This is a genomic window from Phormidium sp. CCY1219, assembly GCF_055795085.1.
In genome coordinates, this window is sequence record NZ_JAYFEQ010000885.1 from 1 (window position 1) to 276 (window position 276).

The window sequence follows — 276 nt, forward strand, 5'->3', positions numbered from 1 at the left end:
ACACCCGACGGGGGATAAATCCCCCGTATAACAGCTCAAGTCGGTTGAAACCGACTAAAATATTTGTCCTGTAAAGCAACACCCGACGGGGGATAAATCCCCCGTATAACAGCTCAAGTCGGTTGAAACCGAAATCTTGCACCAGTTGCAACGCCCGACGGGGGATAAATCCCCCGTATAACAGCTCAAGTCGGTTGAGACCGAAATCTTGCACCAGTTGCAACACCCGACGGGGGATAAATCCCCCGTATAACAGCTCAAGTCGGTTGAAACCGA

Annotated in this window: 1 protein-coding gene; it reads right to left on the bottom strand. The window is 51.1% G+C overall.

Annotated elements, in window-relative coordinates; all coding sequences use genetic code 11:
- Positions 1 to 276, bottom strand: a 276-nt coding sequence (locus AC0QH1_RS29090; protein WP_324634938.1) for a hypothetical protein, incomplete at both ends; no start/stop codon positions are given.